Annotated in this window: 14 protein-coding genes; 2 read left to right on the top strand and 12 right to left on the bottom strand. The window is 37.9% G+C overall.

The annotated features are described in order from the left end of the window. Positions 1-32: 32 nt before the first annotated feature. Both UB51_RS25235 and UB51_RS25230 read right to left on the bottom strand, forming a co-directional pair. Positions 33-1,178, bottom strand: a complete 1,146-nt coding sequence (locus UB51_RS25235) for a DUF418 domain-containing protein (RefSeq protein WP_044879662.1) — start codon at positions 1,176-1,178, stop codon at positions 33-35. 468 nt (positions 1,179-1,646) lie between these two features. Continuing rightward, positions 1,647-2,138 (bottom strand): hypothetical protein, encoded by a 492-nt coding sequence (locus tag UB51_RS25230; RefSeq protein ID WP_044879661.1) that lies wholly within the window; start codon positions 2,136-2,138, stop codon positions 1,647-1,649. 146 nt (positions 2,139-2,284) lie between these two features. On the opposite strand from UB51_RS25230, the gene UB51_RS25225 reads away from it, so the two are divergent. Further along, the gene (locus UB51_RS25225) at positions 2,285-2,638 is read left to right on the top strand and encodes a helix-turn-helix domain-containing protein (RefSeq protein WP_044879660.1); all 354 of its coding nucleotides are present in this window, start codon (positions 2,285-2,287) and stop codon (positions 2,636-2,638) included. Between the two features lie 53 nt (positions 2,639-2,691). On the opposite strand, the gene UB51_RS25220 is transcribed toward UB51_RS25225, so the two are convergent. Together UB51_RS25220 and UB51_RS25215 are read right to left on the bottom strand one after the other, a co-directional pair. Further along, positions 2,692-2,952, bottom strand: coding sequence for a hypothetical protein (locus UB51_RS25220; RefSeq protein WP_144407071.1), 261 nt, complete (start codon positions 2,950-2,952; stop codon positions 2,692-2,694). Between the two features lie 258 nt (positions 2,953-3,210). Next, positions 3,211-3,540: a nucleotide pyrophosphohydrolase gene (locus UB51_RS25215; protein ID WP_044879658.1), complete on the bottom strand. Its 330-nt coding sequence runs from the start codon at positions 3,538-3,540 to the stop codon at positions 3,211-3,213. Positions 3,541-3,805: 265 nt separating this feature from the next. On the opposite strand from UB51_RS25215, the gene UB51_RS25210 reads away from it, so the two are divergent. Further along, positions 3,806-5,677, top strand: a complete 1,872-nt coding sequence (locus UB51_RS25210; protein ID WP_044879657.1) for a DUF2075 domain-containing protein — start codon at positions 3,806-3,808, stop codon at positions 5,675-5,677. Positions 5,678-6,892: 1,215 nt separating this feature from the next. On the opposite strand, the gene UB51_RS25205 is transcribed toward UB51_RS25210, so the two are convergent. The 8 genes from UB51_RS25205 to UB51_RS25170 all read right to left on the bottom strand — a co-directional run bounded on the left by UB51_RS25205 (position 6,893) and on the right by UB51_RS25170 (position 18,655). Next, the gene (locus tag UB51_RS25205) at positions 6,893-8,476 is read right to left on the bottom strand and encodes an HNH endonuclease family protein (RefSeq protein WP_052676077.1); all 1,584 of its coding nucleotides are present in this window, start codon (positions 8,474-8,476) and stop codon (positions 6,893-6,895) included. A 679-nt stretch (positions 8,477-9,155) separates the two neighbouring features. Next, on the bottom strand, positions 9,156-9,344 hold the full coding sequence (locus UB51_RS25200; RefSeq protein ID WP_044879656.1) for a tyrosine-type recombinase/integrase: 189 nt from the start codon (positions 9,342-9,344) through the stop codon (positions 9,156-9,158). 105 nt (positions 9,345-9,449) lie between these two features. Then, the gene (locus UB51_RS25195; RefSeq protein WP_044879655.1) at positions 9,450-9,944 is read right to left on the bottom strand and encodes a DUF4411 family protein; all 495 of its coding nucleotides are present in this window, start codon (positions 9,942-9,944) and stop codon (positions 9,450-9,452) included. Between the two features lie 2 nt (positions 9,945-9,946). After that, a complete protein-coding gene (locus tag UB51_RS25190) occupies positions 9,947-11,095 on the bottom strand; it encodes an ImmA/IrrE family metallo-endopeptidase (protein ID WP_044879654.1) in 1,149 nt (382 codons plus the stop codon). Positions 11,096-11,741: 646 nt separating this feature from the next. Next, positions 11,742-12,488 (bottom strand): hypothetical protein, encoded by a 747-nt coding sequence (locus UB51_RS25185; RefSeq protein ID WP_044879653.1) that lies wholly within the window; start codon positions 12,486-12,488, stop codon positions 11,742-11,744. A 349-nt stretch (positions 12,489-12,837) separates the two neighbouring features. Beyond that, positions 12,838-13,122, bottom strand: a complete 285-nt coding sequence (locus UB51_RS26660) for a hypothetical protein (RefSeq protein ID WP_052676076.1) — start codon at positions 13,120-13,122, stop codon at positions 12,838-12,840. 306 nt (positions 13,123-13,428) lie between these two features. Further along, positions 13,429-17,910 carry a coiled-coil domain-containing protein gene (locus UB51_RS25175; protein WP_044879652.1) on the bottom strand — a complete coding sequence of 1,494 codons (4,482 nt, stop codon included), beginning with the start codon at positions 17,908-17,910 and terminating at the stop codon, positions 13,429-13,431. Then, positions 17,897-18,655 (bottom strand): DUF6063 family protein, encoded by a 759-nt coding sequence (locus tag UB51_RS25170; RefSeq protein ID WP_044879651.1) that lies wholly within the window; start codon positions 18,653-18,655, stop codon positions 17,897-17,899. Before UB51_RS25170 ends, UB51_RS25175 begins: the two co-directional genes overlap by 14 nt. Positions 18,656-18,661: the final 6 nt, after the last annotated feature.

The following is an 18,661-nucleotide window of genomic DNA, read 5'->3' as shown; positions in this document are numbered from 1 at the left end:
TGCACACCTTATTTGTTTAATCATTCCGCTAACTATTTGCTTAATAGATTAAAAGTAAACCTTCGTGCTGATTCCATCGGACCGTACTTAAAGCGCTTCAGCCATAGGGAAGCAAATATAACCTGAAAGTAGCTTATGCCCAGCCATATAAACACAATCGTTACGGAGTCGACTTTACCGCCAAGACCGAAGCCCCATCCATAGAAAATCACCGTAGCGATCACATTCTGAAGTACATAGCAGCTGAGTGACATTTGACCGACCTGCTCAAGTCTACCCCACAGCCAAAGCTTCTGATTAGCTTCTACTAATTTAGCAATCAGCGCAATATATCCGAGCGAAAGGATGGGTGCAAATAAATAACGGACGGGTAAATCAAAGTAGCCGCCTGGTACAAATATAAGTAAATTCAACGGAATACCCATATATAGTCCAAAATGAAGTAGTTTCTTTCTTTTCTTTCTCCCATTCTCATCAGGAGCAAACGTCCCGGATCTCATTAAACGAATCCCTAATAGAAACAGAAAAATGTTCATTGGAATAACGAAAATGACTTCTAATCGCAACATAACAAAATTTGTAAACCGTTCCTGCACTTGCTGAACCCAGCTACCATCTCTATATAATAATATATTCTCATTCATATTTCCTAAAGAAATATGGGCTCCGGTTAGGCCAAGGTAGATTCCAAGAACCAATAGAAGGAGCATGATTCCCCCGTGCAGTCCGCCAACAATCTTCATCACGCGCCGCATGATGGGATCGCCGCCTTTTATAATAAAAGCCACAATGATCGCTGTTACGCCATAGCTCATTAGAATATCATATTCCAACACAAGGATGAAGTGGATGAATCCTTCCACCATAAGTATAATGGATGTCCATATATATACACCAGGCCAAGCGGTACCTTTTCTTAATGCCTGCTGATACTTCATCTCAAGTCCTACTCCGAACATAATGGTTAACAAGCCAAGGAGCTTGCCATTGACTAAAAACAATACAAAATTTCTTACAAAATCTTGGATTGAAGCCCACCACGCATTGTGATTAAAGGAAAATATATAGTTCAAATCCCCCAAGTGTGCCAATATCCAAATATTTGTTCCAAGTGTACCTAATACAGCAAAACCTCTCAATATATCTAGCAAGCGAATTCTTCCACTGTCCCTCTCCATTGCGTCAATCATCCCCTCATCAGTAAGTACCTTCATTGTATCTCTGAACCGATGGGTACGATATTCACAACAGTCAGCATTTGGATATGACACTGTCATATCAAATACTCGGTCCCAAATAAAGAGACCTTGAATGGCATATAGCCAAACAAAGTCCCCTTACTATGAGATCATCCGATTGGATTCGTCTAAGTTCAGGATCAACACTAAAACGGCAACGCATACCATTGAGATGTATCTGACTTCTCTACTTAGGAATACTTCTTTTAGAAAATAGAGCGATATTGTTCTGAAGGATGGTTTGTGATTCGTTCTGATAATCGAATTAATACATCGTCCACTCTCTTCATCAACATCTTGAGATGTGCCGATTGCATTTGGTGTATAAGCTTCTATGTTGTAACTTCTATTTCATGTTGCTCGTGGTTTCCTCACATCATTATATCATTATGGAAAGGATTAGAGAGATTATGGAAATGTTATTTTTAAAAATATGGACTGGTATGTATCCGATGGATGGATTGTGACTCTTGGTGATAATCGACACAATAGGTCATCTACTTTCTTTATTAGTTTCTTGAAATGTGTTATCTTGATCTGCTGTAAAAATGAGTGGTCTTTGAGCCTTGCCAAAAAGCGAATTGAATCGACGAACATGACACTATCTAAATCTGGACCTGATTCAAGTGAAATAAGCTCATACAAATCATCCAAGGACAATATATGCGGAGGATAGATACTACCTTTCTGTTTGATGTAAAGTGCCTTAAGCATCGTTTCCAACGCTCGATCGCATAACCCTATACATGTATAGAGTAAATTTTGATTTGTAAAAAGTATAGTGAGATTCATAAAAGTTTGAGAAAGATTATGCAAGTTCTGCACAGTTGTATATCTGTATTGATCATGGTGTAATATCGCGGATTCATTCGAATCTTTCATAGACACATCATTAACCATATATTTATCCTCCAAATGATTTCACTAATACCATTATTATACATCATATTAATATCTTTGAATATCAATTATTAAAAAGATATTAATATACTGATGTTTACTATTGGGAAACTTGACTACACTTTTTGAATAGAGAGGTGTAATCAATGGCAGATAAAGAAATCCTTAAGTTGGTTGGTGCTCGTATAAGAGTTTTGCGCAAAGAAAGAGGAATGTCACAGGAATCCCTTGGAGAAAAAGGTGGATTTCATTTTTCATATATTGGACAGATTGAAAGAGGAGAAAAGAATATCGCTCTGCTTAATCTTGCAAAGATTGCAAGTGCACTGGATGTCAGCGTCTCTCAGCTATTTAGCTATGTTAATGAAGATAGCGAGTCGACGGGAGCTGATGTGGAAATCAGTGAAATTGTGATGATGTTGAGAAAATCGAATCCGAAGGAATTAAGGTTAGTTAGGAATGTAGTACGGGAGATTGTGAATGGGGAAGATAATAAATAAGTTAAGTTGTAGTATTTAACTGTCACATAAAAATGGAAAATCCTCTAAATAGGTTAATTACGACTTTTTTCGTTTTGATGACCGACAATAGGATTAATATGTAATAGAGTAGATGTTATTTTCATTTGCGTGATTCTTATTAAATTACTTCCCGTTTGAACTGTTACCACGTGTATACCATCTAATTCCATGCACAACAAAATATTATCGATTATGGATAAAACAACTTTATTTCCTATTGGTTCTTGATGAATAACTTTATGATCTGATATTGCTGCTGTTGCTAACATTTGATAGTGAAGAGCTTCTTTCAATTCAAGAGCAACATCAACCCATTGTAAATTAAATTCATCTTGAACATCAACATCTTCAACTAATAGGCATAGGTATAATCAATTTAGAATTTCTTGACTTCCTTCTTCTATATCTCTGAAACACTGCTTGAAAGCCTCTGCCCGATAAAATGTGTAGTAGAACATTACTAACATTCGATTCTCTTCATAGTCATGCGGTTGCGCACCATTTACAAGAGGTACATAATTGTAATTGCACTACGCGTATATTTACCTCCTCTAAAACTCCGTATACTTTTTATTACTCCCATACGCCTTATCCACCGGGTACTTTTTTTCATTTTTCTTGAGCTTAGATTCTAGAGCCTCCTCTATATTAATTCCAAGATCATGACTCATTAAAAGCACATAATACAAGACATCCGCAAGTTCATCTTTAATATCCTCCCTCCTATCCGTAACAACATTATCACTTTGCTCCCATTGAAATAGCTCTAAGAGTTCACTCGCTTCAAGTGAGAGTGAAATCGCTAAATCTTTAGCGTTATGAAACTGTCCCCAGTTTCTCTGATCCCTAAAACCAACTATTTTTGATGTAAGTTGTTGCAATAACGAAACCTCCCAAGGTATAAAATATAAACTCATTGATAGATATCAATAGGTCTATTTCCGGACTAACTAAGGTGTGCACTAATTATTTATAACATACCACTAATATGCGTTAATAAGAAATAAATTCAATTGAAATAATTTAATTAGTTAGCATTATCCTTATCGTCATAATAAAGGATTACTACGAACTTTTGTCGAAAGAATTTAGTTGCGAATATACTATTACCTATACGCTTAAATAATAACATCGAGGTGCATCATAATGAAACTTTATTCAGGGACATCTGCCCAGTTTATAGAGGACACAATACAGAATCAAATTGCTGAAAAACTAAAAGCTAGCTTCTTTCTTCATTTCAGATATTCCCCCTCTGATTCTGAGGTTAAATCCTGGAAGAATTCCTTGAGAGCAATTTCTCAAATTTTTCAATATTCAGACTTAACCGATGACAATGGGATTTTTCTGGAGTACCAATTGCCTATTAATTCCAAAAGATTGGATTGCATGATTACTGGAAAAAATACTAATGGAACAGAGAATGCCGTTATTATCGAGCTTAAGCAATGGGATCAATGCGAAGAGTCAAATGGTCAAAATGAGGTTGTTACATGGGTGGCTGGCTCAAAAAAAGACCTTCTCCATCCCTCTGTGCAAGTTGGTCAATATCAATTGTACCTACAAGACACACTAACTGCTTTTTATGATGGGGATAATCCTATTGATCTATATTCCTGTGCCTATCTACATAATTATAACTATTACTCAGATGATGTGATTTTTGCCGAAAAATTCAGTGAATCTTTAAACAAATACCCATTGTTCACAGGGGACGATGTTAATAACCTTAAAGATTATCTTAGATCTAAGGTGAGTTCCGGTGATGGTATGGAAATTCTCAATAAAATTGAAAATAGTAAGTACAGACCTAGCAAGAAATTAATGGATCATGTAGGTAACACAATAAAAGGTAATTCAGAGTATATCCTATTAGATAAGCAACAAATTATTTATGATAAAATATTTGCCTTTGCACGAGATGGATTTCATGATAAACAAAAACAAGTTGTTATAATAAAAGGCGGTCCAGGAACGGGTAAGTCAGTAATTGCTCTTAATCTAATGGCAGACCTTTTATTAGACGGGTATAATGCCCACTATGCAACTGGTTCTAAAGCATTTACTGAGACTTTACGTGAAATAATCGGCAAACGAGGCAGTGCTCAGTTTAAATATTTCAATAGCTATATGGATGCAAAAGACAATGAAATTGATGTATTAATTTGTGACGAGGCCCATCGAATTAGGAAGACTAGTAATAATAGATTTATGAAAAAGGAACACAGAACTGATCTACCTCAAATTGCAGAAATTATTAACGCCTCAAAAGTATCTGTATTTTTCATTGATGATGATCAAGTAGTGCGACCAGATGAGATTGGTTCTGTATCTTACATTACTAAGTATGCATTAGAAAACAATTGCAAAATATATTTGGAAGAACTAGATGCACAATTCAGATGTAACGGTTCAGATGGATTCATAAATTGGATTAACAATACGCTGTCCATTAAAAAAACTGCGAATGTTATTTGGGATTCAAATGATGATTTTGAGTTTAAAGTTTTTAATTCCCCATTAGATTTAGACAATGCAATAAAAGAAAAAGATAGCGAAGGTAACACTGCAAGATTAACAGCAGGTTTTTGTTGGAAATGGTCAGAACCAAATCCAGATGGAACGCTAGTTGAAGATGTAATAGTAGGTGACTTTAAAAGACCATGGAATGCTAAGCCTAATGCAAGAAGATTGGATATAAATATTCCTCAATCATCTTTATGGGCTTATGATCCTAATGGAATTAATCAAGTCGGTTGTGTATATACTGCACAAGGATTTGAATTCGATTATGTAGGCATCATATTCGGGAAGGACCTAACCTATGATTTTGATAATCAATCATGGGAAGGACATAAAGAACATTCCCATGATACTGTTGTAAAGCGTTCTAAGGAACAGTTTGTTGATTTAGTGAAAAACACTTATAGGGTCCTTCTAACTCGTGGTATGAAAGGCTGCTATGTATACTTCATGGATAAGGATACAGAGAGATTCTTCAAATCTAGAATTGAGTGAAAAAATGTGAGAGATAAATCTCACTTTACACTCTTTAAATGTGAAAAGGAGGGGCGTAGCATTTGTGCTAGTCCCTCCTTTCATTCCCCTTTTAACTAATAACAATGCGGATAAAAATATTACAGCACACCAGATTGGAAATGGACTTTTCAGTCACTAGTAGCAGGAACTGATCTGTATCGATATAAGAATTTCTAACTTCAAAATCCATTATTCACCTTAACATCATCCCTCAATCTCTTTAGCTCTATTCATTCGTAGTTATCCGACACCATGGCAATGAATTCCGAGTTCGTTGGCTTAGACTTGGAGATATTGATAATAATTGTTAGCATTGCTCATTCGTTGACGATGTTGCCGCCTAGAGCCGTAAGGGTTTCGGGGGTTTTATAAACCATATACTTTTCCCATCTCACTAGGTATTTATAGGTTTTATGACCACAATTTATTGGTCTGTGATTATTGTAATATGTGATGAATTTGAATACAAGTTCAAAGCCTATAAACTCATAAAATACTTACAAAAAAAACCGAAACAATAGTTGCTTCAGTTGTCAAGAAGATAGCTGCAACAGATGCTGCGTTTTGCAATGCAGAACGCTGAATCCATTGGTATTATCACGTTTATTCTCTATTTAAAAAATATAGACTACTTCACATATTTATATTGCTGTTTTAACTTTAAAGTAGTGATGAATTTATGTAAACTGGTCTTTATCGGCAACCAACACAATAAGCTCAAAATTGATGCAATTAGTAGACTTAGTCGAAGGAAAGAATGCTTGATTCACAAGGGTGTACGGTTCGTTTTGAGTTAATAATAAATCGTTGTAACTAGACCAAAACCAAATCTTGTGTGCTCTAAAAAAATACATACACAAAAAATTGTTCTACCTAACGACACTCCGCCTAATTGTTACAGTCAACACGATTCCTGCAATAAAAATCTCACAAGTACAGAGTCACAGATTAGGAAACCTTTACTCTATCCTGCTGAGTTTATCTTAAGTTGACAGAGAATAGTATTTACTACTCCATAAATATTTATTTTTCTTACTTACACTAGATGAAAAAAATTTTTTTCTGAAAATAAAAAGCAGTACCTCAATTTTTCATGGGGTACTGCTTTTTATTTTACTTTTAATATCGTAAAAAGTTCAGTCATAGAATTCTTATCGGATGTTTTCTGAATAGTATTAGAATTATTAACTCTACTTAATTCTTATATATACTATTGCAATAAGGATGAGCAAGCTGTCCATTTTCAACATCCCCTATTCCACCTTCACTTATTCTGATTTTATGGTCAAAAGAACTTGCTTTAGGCTGAATTAAAGAGTGGCAAATTTTACACTGCATTGCGTTAGATAATGCTTCCTTTATATATATAGCGTTCTTTGTATTGTCTGAGAAGTTAACGCCTGTTCTTTTGTTAAGCTCATTATTAGACTTAAGAAAACTAAACTCAGGAGATGTTAATAAGTATCTTGGAATATCATCAACTTTATGACCTAACAAAAGATTGTTGAAAATCTCCAAATAGAAGTTTTTAAGGTGTTCAACACTTCTTGTTTGACTTCCAAATTTCAATACTATTTGTTCAATAAAGTAATTATAATCAACGAGAAATTTTTCGAAGTCTTCTCTGACTTCAATAAAACTGTTTAGCAACCCGCCTTCGTCTAAATGTAAAATAAATGACGTAATGGACATGAATGTAGTTGGCTGATACCTTCCAGTTTTGTGATTATAGAAATATATAGCTGGGTGCAATCCAAGTGAAGATGTGCTATTGCTATTTATTCTTTTAAAAGTTGTAATGCAGCTTTTCAACACTTCGACTGTTTTTAATCCTTCTTCATCCTCCGAAAATTTTAAAACCTGTTGTTCTTCATCGGTTGGATAAAAGTGTTCTATTATAATCTTAACTGTCTCAAATAGCAGGTGTAAACTTGGTTGAGCGTAATTGTTACCTGCAACAGGTAAGCGGTCTAATGACCTTATATGGGCTTCTAAAGGTGGTGTGTAGAGCAACAGAAAAGCTTTATCACCAAGTGCCTCTATCTCTTTCTGTACCTCTTCAACAAAATTCCCCCAATATTTAAACCCTGTGCCACCTCTTAGTATTGCTCTCATAGCTATTGTTACCGGGGTTTTTCTTGTTTCCAAAATAACTAATTCGGAGTCACTAATAGTAACAGACTTTTTGTTGATTCTTATAAAAGCTTGTTCAGCCTTTCTTGCATCTCCACGCACCCATTGAAATTCAAAGCCTCTTGATGCCATTCTTTTAGCACGAAGGTATACAACTGGTTTAATACCAGTATTGTTTTTGGCACTTAATGCACGCTTATAATCAGAATAAGGACCGATTTTTTTGTTTACATATTTACGGGCTTTCTCTGCTAATTCTCTTTGCCGGATTGGTATGGAATCATTATAAAATAACTTAGAGATTGGACCGTCTCCATAGTCATCATTAACCCAAGCAACAAAAGCACTTAAACGATGCGCTCCATCTAGGATGAAGACTATACCACTAGGACTCCTCCACAAAATAATTGCAGGAATTAAATCTTCATCTAAGAAGTTTTCAATTAGTCCACAAATAGTCTCCTTATTCCACTTGACCGTTTCCCTTTGGAAATCTGGTTTTCTATAAGTAGCCAGGAACCAACCATTTACCTCCATGTCCATAATTCTAATAGTGAAATTGCCACCACCACGGTCATCTTCAGTTACTTCTACGATTTCAAAATCATCTTTTGGAATCATTGCATCCAAATTAACTCCACTCACCAGAAACCCACCTTAATTTTCAGTTATAAGTAACCATAACACAAGAGAAAAAGTGAAATATACACTAAGATAATGGATTCACACCCTCTAGTTACACTAATTGCATATATTTATTAATTTAGTTTTTTATGAAAAATCGTAGTTTTATTCGTAGAATTAATAGTCTGCGTTACATACCTAGACTATACATACTATATTTTTCGTAGAACATTTGTTCCAATCTCATTGCATTATTCATAGAGTATTAATCTTCTATGATTCCACAATGAAGGCAAAATTGCGGAATAAGGCACGTTTTACCTAAGTTCTCTCCGCTTTCACAGACTATCGAAATAATCCTTTAACAGATTATCTTCCATATTCATAAAAACCCTTACCGTACAAAATTAAAGAAGCATCCCAAAGATACTTCTAATCTAGTCAGCTATACATTATGTTTGTTTCTAGCATTCTTTCAGAATCTTACAGAGTGTATTCATTTTAAGCTCAAGCAATCTCTTTGACCTCAGCTTACGTTTGGCTCGAGAAAACCAACCGACTAAATAGGAACTTCAAAATCATTATCGAGTAGGCTGTATGTGTGCCAGCATTTCTCTACAACAAAAAACGTTATCCAACTGTTAACCATCCCCTCACCCGCTTCCATTTTAACAACAAAAAAACCACTCATAAAGAGTGGTTAGTCCTTAAATATCCCATCTATAGCTTTCGGCTTATCTTCTTCACTCGGCATACTGTATTTTAAAATCATATCTGCTGAATTGTGTCCACTCAAATTCTGTATGACACTGATATCTTCTCCCTCACGTACAAGCCCTGTTATGAAGCTGTGGCGTGTCTGATGAACGTTATGCCCCTTCTTCTCCATTAGATGCTAACAATGAAAGAGTTGTTTCTTCATATAGATGGTTTATGCTGAGAGCATAAACCGTGTTATAGCTATTTCTTTATATTTAAACTAATATGATTTCAACTAAAAACTCACCTGTAAACTTCTTAACATTTCAAAAGTGTTTACATATTCAACCTTAAATTCTCTACAAACTACAGGAATCAATATTCTCTTTCTCATTTCTGGATTGTATGCTTCATGCGTGACAAGCGTATAAGTTTTAGATTTTGCGTAGGCAATTAACCAAGCATCCGCATTTCGAGCGAACTCCTCTTTAGCACTAGGAGTAAATTGTGGGTTACTATATGCCCATTGTTGTATAGCTGCATAACTTTCAATCACATCTTGTGAATCTGTTCGCTCAAAATAAACCTTAAAGTTTTCAGCAGTCCACAAATGCAGTCTATCAGCGTTTTTGGGGTTAGGAGAAATTATTTCATCTTGAATCTTATCTATACTACGAATATTGTTTTTGCCAGCATGGCTCACTAGAGATTTCCAAAAACTTGGCGCTAAATCAAAATCATAATACCCTCTATGTGCACTGATAAATACATTCGCATCTAATATATACAACTCTATACACCCCTTTTTCTTACTAAATTAACTAGGTTCTCAAATGTTTTATTTCTCAATCCAGTTAATTTGAATGCATCAGTATATTGAATGTTTCCTGTGATAGTCTGATAAATCACTGCATTTGTGAAAATATTGCCTAGTCTGCTCATAGTTGTATTATAGAAGTCGCCCCCGGAAGAGGGTCTAGATTGCTGATTTTTTAATCTTTCTAAATATTCATAGTAAAAGCTAAAAAACTCTTCTTTAGTAATACAGTGTAAGTCCAGCGCCCTTCTTCCAATAACAATTGGACTTACCTTAAATAGGTTACTTAATGTTTCATAAGCTACACCATCGGGGTAATGAATTTGCCATTGCCTCATAAATAACTCTTTAGGACACAACACTTCAGCTGCTGCTTCATTACACAATTTCTCAACGTCTGCATCATGAGCATTTAATGGGGATGCCTCCACAACTGCACTAGAGCCTATTAGAATATGCGCTAGTTCATGTACAAGGGTAAAAATTTGAGCAGATTTTGTATCTGCTGCATTAATGAAAATCAATGGAGCCATATTATCCACTAATACAAACCCTCTGAACTCTGCAACATTTAATGGACGATGAGTATTACTACCTACAATTCCATTTTGCATTACTGTAATTCTATTATTCTCACATTTTTCAATTAAAAATTTTAATGCATTATGAAAGGTTCTATGTTGACGTGCCCAATTTTGTTGTAACTCTAATAAGCTTTGAATTGTATTTGCTAATTGGGAGACAGTAGCATCTCGGTAAGCACCAACAAATTCAAGTTTTGTCCCTACATATTGGTCATAATAGTCTCGCATAAAATCTTGTCTTCTCTGCATAATATGTAAAGTTTCAATCAGGTCTGGACTTACTTGTTCGCTTTCCCCATCCTCTAGTGTTCTGTAATGTGGAATAGGTAACGTTTCTATTGGAGGTTCCATCAAGAAGAAATATCCCAACGGAGTGGCCGTAGCTGCAGCAAAATCTTCAAGTTGCTTGAATGTTGGTTGTTTCTCGCCTGTCAGCCATTTATCCAATAACTTAAACTTTTCGTGCAACTTATCCTTTTGAACACGACGATTATAAGCCCATATTAATAACTCCTTTTTAACAGGGACTTTTGTAGCCATAGTTCACCTCCTGAAGATATTACATTCAACAACAATTAAATCTATGTATTCGTTTTCTTATCTATCTTCAAAGTCCCGGAATAAACCCATTTTAATACGCAATACGCATCATTCAATCCTCTTTTGCAACAGTTCATTTAGGACGTTTTAACCATACCACAATTTGGAATATTATGCTATCTCGTCATCTCACGTAAACTATCCCCCACCCATACCTGATGATATCGTCAGAACGCCTAGACCACCTTCTAATCCCTGTTGGAATGCTACATCTTATTCTCTTGTCAATACAGTTATGAAGCACTTAGTTCCTACATATTTCTCAATGTCAGAAAGTATACTATTTGAATCGTATATCATAATTGTTTGGATATATGATTTGATATGTGTCAAATCATATTAAAAAGCTTATGAACTGTTTCAATAAAACTATATACTTTTAGCCATATAGAATGAGCAGGACCTAAGGATAAGGCTCTGCCTCATGTATAGTCATCTTCCAACCAAGGACTTAAGCCAAAGCGTGGAACTTGTGTTATCCGATGCTGCTATTATCCTCGAATCAATCTATATTATTTATCTCTTTTTATTTAATGTCGGATTGACTTCTTCGAACAAAATCGTGAATACTAATATAAAGTTCAAATTAAATTATGCTTTGGCTCCCAATAGTTGCATAAGTGAATAACTTTGAATCTTCTATTCTATAATCAATATATATTGAATTAATCATATCTACATTGGTATACTCTCGCAAGTTTCCAACCAAAACTCCGTCTCCATAAATACTATTTATCAAGACGTAAACTCCACCAACTGATAGAAGTGCATTTTCCAATGTTGCACAATCAATTCCATCATTATTATGTTTAATCTTATTATATGTATTCCACCATTTCGGGATTAATTGAGATGTTATTTTAGATAATCCATCCCATTCCAATAACTCCACAAATGGAAATAATTTATGCTTATCTTCATGCATAGACGGTATATAAGGAGATGATAAACATACATTATGAAAATTCAAAATCTTATCTAACGATAAGTAATTAATAATATTTAACTTTCTTTCGACAGGTTTGTCGAATAAACTTATATATACTTCTTTTGATACTAACTCGTATAAATTACATGCCTCTCTAATTATAGAGGCGAATCTAATCGAATTAGTTTTAAGATTATTATAATTAGGCTCAACGTACTCAAATGTTCGGATTAGTTCTTTTTCTATCAGTAAAAATTGACTGCGGATTCTCATTACACTTTGACTAGTTTTTTTTTGGAAAATCTTCTGCTCTTCTTCAAGTGATTTACCTATATATTTTGTTAATATAACATCATGTATACGTATCCCCTCCCTAATTTCTGGTAACAGATAAGTTTCTTTCATTATTTTTCACCTCTTTTATTTTAACTACCTATATAACTGATATCAAGTATTTCAGCAGTTTCGGATAACGTTTGGCATTCCTAACGTTCAAGCAGCTTAAGTGACCGAAGGGAACGGGTCACCAGACTTAGCTGATTGAATGTATCGCCTAAGTTAACTTCTCTGATTTCCCCCTTGGCGACCAAAAATCGTCAGCGACGATGTAGGAATGTAATATTAACTGAGTATCACACTCCCCGAATTATTCTACAAATATCTTATATTTTTTTCTATATTCTAACTGATTCTCAAATGAGCTGTTCCTTACTTCTTCAATTGGTCTAGCAATATCGAGACTGCACCCTATTCTCTATGAAACAGTTAGTTCTTTATCATTAGCGTCTTTAGTAGCGACATAATCAGAAATATTCTTATCATAAACACGTAAAACTTCATCACCATATTTATCTTTCAGTGTTAAGGCTATTAATTTTATATAATTAAATACAGTTTCTCCATAGTTGGAAGCTTCATCATAACTAGCAAATTTACCTTTATGAATGACATCATTTCTAAACTTAATTCTACTATTTTCAATTAAAGGGGGAACTTTGCCCAACTCAGACAAATATAAAATATAAAATATAAAAAGCACCAAGTTGCCTTTCTGACTGATTACTTAATTGCTTCCAAGTCCTTATAACCTCATCTTCATTAACCCGTCTCTTCTTCAAGAATACTTGAATATAAAATTCATAGAATCTCTCAAGAGCCGCAGCAAAGCTAGAAACTGCTTGTCACTAATATAGAATATGATTGAATAAACATGAAGCTCCCTCAACAATAAAAAAAGCCCACCTTGATAAACATTATTAAGAGGCGTGGTGGGATCTATTGGTTTTATTTTATAAAATTTGTGTGAGAGCTTCAAACAAGCTTTTGAACAATCCCTTAAAACAAGTTAGAACAATGAGACCGGAATAATCTTCCGTCCTCCCTTAACCAGGGTCGATTCTAGCAAGTCCCCTTTGGTGCCACCAAAGTAAAGTTGCCAGTACACGCCGAATCGCACGCTCACATCATTCTTAACTAGCTCCGGAGGGGTGACGATTAGCCATTGGAACTTGAGCGCCTTAGAGATTTCAAACACAGGATCGAGTACGTTATTCGAGACCATCTCTCCAAAAGGATTATCGTATAAGAAGACCGTCCAGCCTTTGTTCTCACGGTTCACCCGCTTATGGGTCATGATCATCATCGCTACCAGTAGTTGCACCGATTGACGCTGTCCACCGCTACCGACTGCCTCATCCAGCGCACCGCGATTGATGACCTCCCAGTCCGAATAATGGTATTCTTCCGGTGCAGCATAGAGGAAATAATTCTCTGTAACAGGCTTGTACACCTGAAGAATCGGAAACCGGTTCTGGAGCGCGGCATAGACAATTCGTCCATCATTAATGAACTCTCTAATAGCCAACGCTGGCACTTGTTCGATCTTCGAATACTTTTTGAGTAATTCAATGATACAACGATTGAAGTAGTCGCTCACCATTGGTTCCACATCATCGCTTGTTTTCGGTACGTTGATGTTCTTATAGTTCAGCCGGACAAGTGGGAAGGCGAAGTTGCCCTCGTTATGAATAATCATCCGCCGTTCCATGCGCTTCATAATATCGACGATCTGGACGACTCGCAAGGAGGCACGTCCTACCCACATTTTTCGAGAGAGCTCCATGTCTTCCTTATCGCTCTGTATGCTCTCAATCTGATCTTGTGAGCTCCGTAGCATGGAATCAAGCACCTGTTGTGCAATCGAGAAATCCTCCCAGTGAATCGTATTCAAGCGATCCTGGATCTTGGTTTCCAGCTCAGCATTCCAGCCACTCTTGGCGAGCCTGCTGCTTAGCGAATTTTTCTCTTCCTTCACTTTTCTCGAAATCTCGTCTCGGCTAGCCCGAATTACCTTCATCCGTTGAAGCCAGTAAGCTACAAGTGCTTCACAGCCTTCTCTTACACTTAGCCTCAACTCTTCTGGGACATCACGCAGATTCACCCTATCCTCAATATATGCGTTCATAATTTTGCTCTGGTTCGATAGTATCTGAAGGAGGGCATCAATGCGATCTTGAGCTCTTTTACATTGGTCAAGCATTCGTTCGTTATTTTGGGATCGTTCCTGAATTTCGTCATCCTTACGATCCAGCGCATCATTCCATAACTCCACGGCACGTTCATGTTTCTCTTTGATCGCTTTTTCAGCTTTGCGCAGCTCCTTCTGTAGGTTGACCATTTCAGTCTGACAACGGGTGAAGGAGTCACGAACATGCTGGTAGTCCTCTTGCAGCAACGTCGTATTTGATTTCTGACGAATCTTTGCAGACATAATGGACTCAGCCGTATCTGTGGGCTCAGCTGCATTCCGCCAATCTACATCCAACTGATTCAGACTGACTTCAAGCTCCGCCAGATTCTCGCTTGCTTCTTTGATCTGGTTCGTTCTTGTACGGATTTCCACCTCATTCTGGGTGAGTGATTGCTGCAGACTTTCAACGATACTGAGCTGCTGAAGCAGAATGTTCTGTGCGTCAGGATCTATTCCGACTTCGCTCTCATTGCCAGTTACAAGGTAATCTGCAGGAAAGGCAATCTCAGGGAACAAGTTCTGTAATCTTGGGAAAAGTAAGTATTTTGTCTCACCCGTCCATTTCTCACGTTGTTCATTGATACTCACCATTTGCGCTTTGAGTTCTTCCAGTTGCTGATTTTTATTCGAGATTTCCTTATCTAACAGACTCTTTCGCTTCACTAATTCTTGCTTTTCCTTATAATTCAATTCTTGCTGCTTTGTCCGCTCCACCCATTCACGTAGGGCTACTTCTCTTTGCTCATGATCTTCCTTCAGGAGTTCTTCTTCCGCATGCTCCCTGCTAATCCGAGCAATAGTGCTCTCATTCTCCTCCATTTCAGCATTTAGATTGCTAATGTTATGCTGTAGTTCTTTCTGGAGGAGTGCCAGGTTACTCAGCTCAGCTTTAAAAGTCATAGAGTTATCCGCTTGGAATAACCGCTCGAATTCTTGACGAGCTGACTTTAAATTCGACAAATATGCTTCCTTATCCTTAAGCTCCTGTTCCTGCTCCTTGAGCTTTGCTTGAATCCCATTTCTCCACTCCAGAAAGCGGTCAGGCTGCAGGACCATTTGTGATCCTTGGTTAGTTAACAGTAAGAAAGACTCCTGGTCAACAACTGCCATCTCCTCACGGATAAATAGCGGCACCGCTGATTTTAAGAGTGTATCTTTCAACATCTCAGGTTGGATTCTGTCAGCTTCACGTCTAGTTAAGATCAGACCATAAGGAAGAAGTGGATGGCGCTCCAGTTCTTCCTCCCGCTCTATAAAAGGACGGTCATTCAAGTAGGAACTCCCTGGTGTTGATACAATTTTAAGTGCGTCGAGCGCATCCTTCACCGCTAGAACATCTAAATTCGGTAGCCAGTAGCTTTGCGTTTGAAGCTCCACATCCAGCAGTAGATTGTAATAATCACGTCTAGACCGTTTGATCTGGTGCTCTACTTCATCTATTTTGCGAATAAAGCGTTCCGAAATGGCACCCTTCTCTTCAAAGAGGCCTGTAGTCCCCAGAAGATTATGTTCCTCAAACATTTGCAAGTACGTGACAAGCTTTGACCAGATCTGCGACTCTTTACGACTCTGCACATCGAGCAGGCTATTAAGCTCAACCGCGTCTCGCTCATAATTGCGACGCTTCTCACTCAGCTCGGCATCTGTCTTCTCATGCTGTCTTCTATGGAGTTCAGCCTCCTTACGCTGTTCCACCAAGCTGACGATGGTATCCAAAATACTTCTGACAGTTGTTTCCGTTCGTTGAAGTGCCGTTACTGGCGCATTAGCGGCTTCCGTTCCATACTGAGATACGACTGCTCCCATATCCTCTGTATACCGCCGAATGGATGCTGTGAGTTCATTGATTTGATAATCCAACCCGCCTGCTTCACTAAGAAATCCCTCTCGCACCTGACGTAGTCCCACTTCTTCAACCGTCAGTGATTGATGAGCAGTCTTGAAGCTAGAGAACGTCTGTTGCCAGAGGTGGAACACCACATCCCACTGCTTACGAAGCTCTTCCTTCGCAGCCTGAATACCCTCCTGACTTTCTTTCATCTCCAGAGAGCCTTCAATCGCCTGAATCTCCTTCTGCAATTGTTCAATTTGTCCAGTCTTGGACATGCGCTTAGCCATATAATGATCCATTTCATACTTCTTCTCCAGCGCCTTGGAATCATCTAACCGAGAGCGTGCTCGCGCCTGATCATCGCTTAAGCTCTTGAATTCCTGTTGTTTATAATCCCATTCTTCCTTACTACGAAGATATTTTAGGTTGTCCGTCTCAAAGCGAATCTGCTTCGCTTCCTGATAATGCCCAACCAATTCATTCGCAATCTTGCTACGATCACCTTCAGCATTTCTCTGCTCATCATGAATAACCGTGTAGATCTGGCGCCCAAGTAGAAGGGTTTCCTTGTAAATTCGCTCCGCCTCCATTCCCAGCTTCACCTTCTCATAGAGAGGAGCAGCCATCCCGAGAAACTCTGTATATGCCTGTTCCCTCTGTTCCAGCATCGGTAGTCGCTGGGCAACCGTTGCCGCATCGATAAACATCCGCTGTAAGGTATTATCGTCTTCCCTTAGCCCCTCATTCAAGCTCGAGCCGATTTCCGGAATGATTAGTTTTTCGAATACGTTATGGTTCGTAAAAGCATCATTCTTTTTGAAATAACCCTTTATTCCCCCCTCTTCCCCATTAATCCGACGCATATTGCGCCACTCGGCAATATGGATATCCCGGACGGCTAAGAAATCATAATATCTCTTCATATCAGAACTATGACTACCGAATGGTACAATCTCATTGCGCCGCTCGCGTATCAATTGCTGAATCGTCTCAAAGCTAGTCGGCTCAGCAGTCGTCTCGTCGAACAATGGCAAAGTCGAAAGTGTAAGCTCTGACCCTTCCTCATAATCCATGAGTGCATACAGTAAGTAGTCTACTTTGATATCCTGCTGATCAAGCGAGTTATGCGCCGTCATCGCTATGCCGGTCGTCATATATTCATTGCGCTCACTGTTGTCGAGATGCCACTCAATCGCTACGTGAAAGGTATAAGGTTTCAACTGTCTTTTATGATTATGAAAGAACGCCTCAACTTGATTCTCACTATCTTTTCCCCATGGCGTCTTGGGCATAAGCAGCTGAAAGATCGCTTGCAAAAGTACGCCCTTCCCGCCACCGTTCATCAGCGTAATCAACGTATTGGCTGGACCTTCCTCGTTGCAGAGGTCAAGGATCAGATCATCGTATTTCTTGAGCATCTTCTCATACTTGAGCCCGGTAATGCGTATTCGTTCAATCCGTGGCATCGGTTCCACCGTCTTTCTCAGCTAAAGTTCGTCCGATCAAGCCTTTCAATTCCTGATATCGGTCGACATCATGATATAAATACCGCATTCTCTCGTACAACTCTTCCCTTGGGAAGATCCGCTTCTCCGTATCTGAGATGAGCACCAGCTTCTCTTCTTCGAGAAGCTTCATCCCTTCATGAATCAGTCCGATGCGTGAATTAGATCCCCTCGATAGAAGATCGCTCTCCTCCTGGCTCTTTGTCTGCATATACAGACTGCTCCACACCTTGTACATCGCTTGAATATCCAACTGCCACTGCCCACTGAACCGACCATCCACATCCATCTGGAACCATGCTTGAAAAAGTGACGATACCTGATCAGCAATTTGAATATAGGACATACTGTCCTGTCCGGACTTGAAATTTGTCTCGTCCTGATCAATCTCAGCCAGAAAGACAAGGATGATAATATTGATCGTATGTAAATGCGTCTTGCGCTCAATACGTGAATATTTGTTCTTCAGCTGTGTGAAATTAGTAGCGAATACCGAACCGAGCGGATTGACTAGCAAATGGATGCGATGTCCAGAATTCATCACCCGGCAACCACCTTCTTTGGCGACATACTTAAGTGCATCATAGGCTCCCGCATCCTGAAGGCATTCTGCAACCACAGGATCATCGAGCGGTATCACTTTCTTGCGAAGCAGTTCAAAGAATAGCCGTGAGGCTTGCTGCAATTGTTCTAACGAATAACTCATGTTGTA

The organism is Paenibacillus sp. IHBB 10380, assembly GCF_000949425.1.
Classification (GTDB): Bacteria; Bacillota; Bacilli; order Paenibacillales; family Paenibacillaceae; genus Paenibacillus_AQ.
Note: the sequence above shows the minus strand (reverse complement) of the source record. Positions and strands in the feature narration are given on the sequence as shown.